Origin of the sequence: Moorena sp. SIO4G3 (assembly GCF_010692305.1) — a bacterium.
GTDB lineage: Bacteria > Cyanobacteriota > Cyanobacteriia > Cyanobacteriales > Coleofasciculaceae > Moorena > Moorena producens_A.
This window is the reverse complement of sequence record NZ_JAAHIG010000514.1, coordinates 1-5,398: the sequence shown is the minus strand read 5'-3', so window position 1 is coordinate 5,398 and position 5,398 is coordinate 1. Positions and strand designations below refer to the sequence as shown.

The window sequence follows — 5,398 nt, the reverse complement described above, 5'->3', positions numbered from 1 at the left end:
AACAAGAAAAGCAAGGGCACTCCGAAAGGAGAGAATATCTAGGAGCCGTATGCGGTGAAAGTCGCACGTACGGTTCTGAAAGAGAGGTGCCCTGGGTAATACCAGGCATCGACTCTACCTGATTCTAATGGAAATTCTGAGCCTAACCCCAGGTTTTATAGAACTGGGGAAAAGCGATTAAAGTTTTATCAACGTCGGGTTTCTCGGAAAAAGAAAGGCTCGTCCAACTGTAAGAAAGCTATTAATAAACTAGGTAGACAGCATCTTAGAATAAGTAGGCAACGTGAGGAGCACGCAAAGAGAATTGCGCGCTGCGTAATCCGGTCTAACGACTTGGTCGCCTATGAAGACCTAAGAGTAAAGAATTTAGTTAAAAATCACTGCCTGGCTAAGTCTATTAATGATGCGGGTTGGTATCAATTCAGGAAATGGTTAGAGCATTTTGGAGTCAAGTTTGGCAGGGTCACTGTTGCGGTGAATCCTGCTTATACAAGCCAAAACTGCTCTGAATGCGGAGAAGTGGTTAAAAAGTCACTATCAACTAGGACTCACGTCTGTGAATGCGGTTGTGAATTAGACCGTGACCATAATGCCGCGATCAATATCCTTAAACGAGCATTGGGTACGGTGGGGCACACCGGAACCTGGGTCGTCAAAGACCCGAACGCTTGCGGAGACCCGACCTCTACTCTTCCTGACTCCGGTCTGGAAGAGCCACGTTGGATCGCTGAAGCAAGAATCCCCGCGTCTAATGACCGGGGAGTGTCAAACCCTATACCTGAAGACTCATGCCTTCCACTGGAATGTTACTGGACCAATGTTCAACTCCCTACACCTGATGTTTGAGCAACAGTACAATGAGTTGGCTTTAGCAGTGGATGCGGTCGCAGAGCGGATTCGTACCCTAGGCTATCCTGCTCCTGGCAGCTACAGTCAGTATGCGCAATTATCCTCCATCCCAGAAACAAGCAATGTTCCGGAGGCTGAGGAAATGGTGCGCTTGCTAGTGGAAGCCAATGAGGCAGTGGTAAGAACTGCACGGTCTGTTTTCCCAGCCGCTGAACGTGCTAACGATGAGTCTACAGCTGACCTGTTGACGGAACGGATGAGCATACATGAGAAAACGGCTTGGATGCTGCGCAGTATTCTCAAATAAGCTTGTAATTATGTACATAGATCCCCCCTAGCCCCCCTTAAAAAAGGGGGGAATTAGATTCAAAAGTCCCCCTTTTTTAAGGGGGATAATGGGGGATCTGAATCAGGGATTAACAAAATTGACATGCTCCCAATATGAAGGATAAAGTAGTATAATTTATCGGTTGTTCAACAACTGGTATGGTTTGAGCTATATCTGTTCATCCCTCACTATTTCCCTTTATTCCTTTATCTTTCATACTTCATACTTTATATGAAGCTTTAAACACTTAGGAATTGGACTGGAAAAAAACTGGAGCGCTAAAGTGTTCCTGATCAAACGAAGTAACGGGTGCATCTCATTTTTGTTGTTTGACAAGGTGGTGCGTTACGGGGCGGGCTGTCTAAACCCTGGCTACGAGGCGAAAAGCGATGCAGCGCGGTCTTGGGGGTTTCCCCCATGAGCGACTGCATCAAGACAATGAGGCCCCCCCTAACACACCCTACGCAACTTTTTTACAAATATGAGATGCACCCGAAGTAACTGCCTTGGGTAATCGAAGAGTAAACCTACTACCAACACCTCGTTCGCTGTATACTTGCAAGCTACCGTGGTGTGCTTGAGCGATCGCATTAGCAATTGCGAGCCCTAATCCGGAACCTCCTGTGTGACGAGAGCGATCGCTATTGACTCGATAAAAGCGATCAAAAATTAGCCCTTGGTCTTCCTGGGCAATACCAATCCCCGTATCTTCTACCTGGATCACCGCCTGTTGGTCGCTCTTGTCTAAAATAACAGTTACTCTACCACCCACAGGGGTGTATTGGATACCATTAACAATTAAATTAGAAACTAAGCGATAAAGCTGCTCAGAATCACCCACAACCTCCAGAGGAGTTTGCAATCGCACCGAATATGTCAGTGTAATTTCGGAAGCGATTGCCAAGGCTGCTAATTCCTCAACTAAATCGCTAACCAGATCATTGAGACAGCATGTCTGGTGACCCACAGATGCCGGTTGTCTATCTAAGCGAGACAACAACAACAAATCCGCAACTAACTGACTCAGCCGCTGATTTTGACGTTCAACAATTTCCAGAATGTTTCGTGCTTCTTGTTGATCCAAGCTAGGCATCAAAAGCGCTGACTCAACCGTTGCCAGTGTTGCAGCTATCGGTGTCCGTAGCTCGTGGGCAGCATCAGCGGTAAACTGTTGAATCTGTCTATAGGATTGGTAAATAGGTTCCATTGCCAACCCTGCTAACCACCAACTGCCACTGCCGACTAAGATCATTGCCATTGGCAGCCCTAATCCCAAGATTAATTTTACCGTATTGAGGTAGTTGTTGAGGTATTGGAGAGAGTGCCCCACCTGCAAATACCCCCAATCCCGCTGATCTTGAGTATGTAGCGATAGAGAAATTTGGTGATAGGAGTTGCCCTTACCATCGGAAATGGTTTGCCAAGGTGCTTGATTAAACACCTGGGGTAATCCCTCTGGGTAAGTTCCTGCAACGGCAATTAAACCTCCTGAGGTATCAAATAGCCGGATGTAGTAGTGACCTTGGCTAACAGCACTGAGGATGTGGCGCTGGGAACTCACCAGTGGTTTAGAACAGTTAACTCCAACGATACACAGATTCGGTAAAAGTTCCCCAATTATCGGCTCTACCTGTCCAGGTTCCTTGAGCTTCCATTCCAGACTATCATGGAGTGTGCCCGCAACGGATTTTAACTCCCGGTCTGAAGTGACTAAATGGGTATGAACGATCGCTCTGTAAACACCAAATCCCAACAGGCTCAAAATAAACCCCATCACGATGGCATAGGAAAGTGCTAATTTCCCACGAGTCTGGTTAAATAGCCTATTTTGATTCATGATTTTTTCAGATTGAGACGATATCCCAAACCATGCACAGTTTCAATCGGAATGCTGGAGTTGATTGATTCAAGTTTCCGACGTAGCAGGCGCATTTGAGCCGCCACTACGTTACTAATCGGTTCTGCATTCACTTCCCAAAGTTGATTGCGAATTTGGTTGGTGGTCATCACCTGATTGGGATGCTTCATGAAATACTCTAAGAGCTGGAATTCTTTATTCGTGAGTGGAATGTCGAGTTTCTCACCGTTAGCAGCAAGACGATGAACCGTTCGGTTACCATAGTCTAAAATAAGCTCACCCACCTGAAGTTGTTGGGGCTGGAGTAAGGGTGTGCGCCGGTGCAAGGCTCTAACTCTTGCTAGCAACTCTGCCATTCGGAACGGTTTGACTAAATAATCATCGGCTCCCGTATCCAAACCCATCACTCTATCTTCCAGGCGGTCTTTTGCCGTTAGCATCAAAATAGGCAAGGGATTATTACGATAGCGTAACTGACGCAGTAACTCTAGTCCGGATAGCCCTGGCAGCAACCAGTCGAAGATAGCTAGGGTATATTGAGTTTCGTGGTTGTTTAAATAACCCCAAGCTTCAGTGCCGTTAACAACCAAGTCCACCACGTACTTCTCTATATTTAATGCTCGCTTAATTGCAGCACCCAAATCTGGCTCATCTTCAACTAGCAGTACTCTCATCTGTCTTTTCCCGCTGGATACTTTGTCTATAGTAGCGATATGCGGGAAAGAAAGCGGGGCAGGGTGTAACTTTACTTGGATAAATAGCTTAAAGCTGCACGAACCTATAGCAAATTTATGTAATAGCAAAGATAAATTCGGAGCAGGGAATAGCGAGTAGTAATTATAGAATATGGCATCAAAAAATCTCACAATTCCTACACGGCTCCTAAAGCATTAATTCTAAAACATAGAATGAAATTGTAACATTGATTAACAATTTTTAACAAATCAATTTCCTACTCTCAGAAGCTGAAGGCTTACCAAAGTCCTAAAAAAAATAATTTCATTGATACCTAACATTTCATCCTGATTTCATATTTGCTTGTGATACTTAATCAAGACGACAGCAAATGACCATCCTGACATCTTAGAGGTTGTCTGAGAAGTATCATTTGCTACATCCAAGCCCCCGTTGGTCCCCATCTGTCAAAAAGCGAAGCATCCGCGTTCTTCCCCCCAGAATTGGGGGGTTAGGGCGGCGGGGGACTTTTAGAAGCAAATTGACTCTTGTTCCCCCCAAAGTTGGGGGGCTAGGGGGGCAAAATTCAGTATAAAAAAACTTTTCAGATATCCTCTTAGGTATCTGGGTGGAGACTATGGTGACTACTTGCACCCTCTGCTGAGCATAAAAAGCACTGATCCATTATGCACAAGACAGAAACAATCCTGGCTTCAACGTTTACCTTTTTGCTGCTGATAGCGATCGCACCAGTTGCTGTTTTCGCCCATGCCGGGCATGGTAATGAGTTCCAAAGCGGAACCGAAGCCACCAGCAATCCCGAAGGAATTGAGGTAGATGCCACCACCGCTAGTCAAATTGGGATTAAACTCCAATCCGTCTCTAGGCAGTTTTTGGATATTGGTATTAAAACCACCGGGCAAATTGAAACCCAGCCCAACCAACAGGCGCAAGTAACAGCACCGATTCCCGGTACAGTTGCTAAACTTTTGGTCAAACCAGGTCAGAGGGTCAAAAAAGGTCAAGCGGTTGCTGTCATCTCTAGCTTGGAGTTAATTCAATTGCGGGTTGAGTCTCTCGACAGACTGACTGAAGCTAAGGCAACATTGGGAGAAGCTGAGGCAAATCTCGAACTAGCTCAGGAAAATTTAGAACGTCAGCGTCAAATTGCTGCTGCTGAAATTGATGAAGCTGAAACTCAGCTAGCAGTAGCCCAAGAAGAGTACGATAAAGACCTAGCATTAGCCATCGAAGGTGCTCTGGCTCGACGTCAGATGCTAGAGTCGAAAACTAAGCTAGCAGAGGCTAAAACGTTACTGAAAAGAGCATTTAGTCGTCGAGAAGTTCTGGAAGCAGAAGCGGAACTAAAACGGGCTCAAACAGCGGTTAAGGCTGCCAAATCTCGGGTTCAACTGAGCGATACTACCTACAAAACCCGACTGCAACAACTTAGTAATTCTGCTAATGACCAAGGAAGGGTAACGGTGCTTGCTCCAATTTCCGGTACAGTAGCGCAATGGCAAGTAACCTTGGGTGAATCCTTTGAAGACGCAGGTGGGCAACTGATGAGGATTGTTAACAATAATCAAGTCTGGGCAACTGCTAATATTTATGAAAAAGATTTATACAAGGTAAAAATAGGCCAAAAGGTCAGATTAGAAGTTTCTAGTCTGCCTAATCAGACTTTT

4 protein-coding genes and 2 pseudogenes are annotated in these 5,398 nt (G+C 45.5%); 3 read left to right on the top strand and 3 right to left on the bottom strand.

The features are described 5' to 3' along the window. Positions 1–120: 120 nt before the first annotated feature. Together F6J99_RS41585 and F6J99_RS41580 are read left to right on the top strand one after the other, a co-directional pair. Positions 121–733, top strand: a pseudogene (locus tag F6J99_RS41585) (transposase); the annotation flags it as partial. Positions 734–769: 36 nt separating this feature from the next. After that, positions 770–1,156 (top strand): annotated as a pseudogene (locus F6J99_RS41580) (Dps family protein); the annotation flags it as partial. A gap of 314 nt (positions 1,157–1,470) precedes the next feature. On the opposite strand, the gene F6J99_RS41575 reads toward F6J99_RS41580, so the two are convergent. Genes F6J99_RS41575 through rppA form a run of 3 tightly spaced genes read right to left on the bottom strand, consistent with a single transcriptional unit; the run spans position 1,471 to position 3,709 of the window. After that, positions 1,471–1,596 carry a hypothetical protein gene (locus F6J99_RS41575; protein ID WP_293122412.1) on the bottom strand — a complete coding sequence of 42 codons (126 nt, stop codon included), beginning with the start codon at positions 1,594–1,596 and terminating at the stop codon, positions 1,471–1,473. Positions 1,597–1,637: 41 nt separating this feature from the next. Next, positions 1,638–3,014 carry a two-component system sensor histidine kinase RppB gene (rppB, locus tag F6J99_RS41570; protein ID WP_293122409.1) on the bottom strand — a complete coding sequence of 459 codons (1,377 nt, stop codon included), beginning with the start codon at positions 3,012–3,014 and terminating at the stop codon, positions 1,638–1,640. Then, positions 3,011–3,709: a two-component system response regulator RppA gene (gene rppA, locus F6J99_RS41565; protein WP_293122406.1), complete on the bottom strand. Its 699-nt coding sequence runs from the start codon at positions 3,707–3,709 to the stop codon at positions 3,011–3,013. The genes rppB and rppA overlap by 4 nt, the downstream gene beginning before the upstream one ends. Before the next feature lie 687 nt (positions 3,710–4,396). Here rppA and F6J99_RS41560 point away from each other — a divergent pair. Continuing rightward, a partial coding sequence (locus F6J99_RS41560) for an HlyD family efflux transporter periplasmic adaptor subunit (protein WP_293122403.1) occupies positions 4,397–5,398 on the top strand: 1,002 nt, incomplete at its 3' end.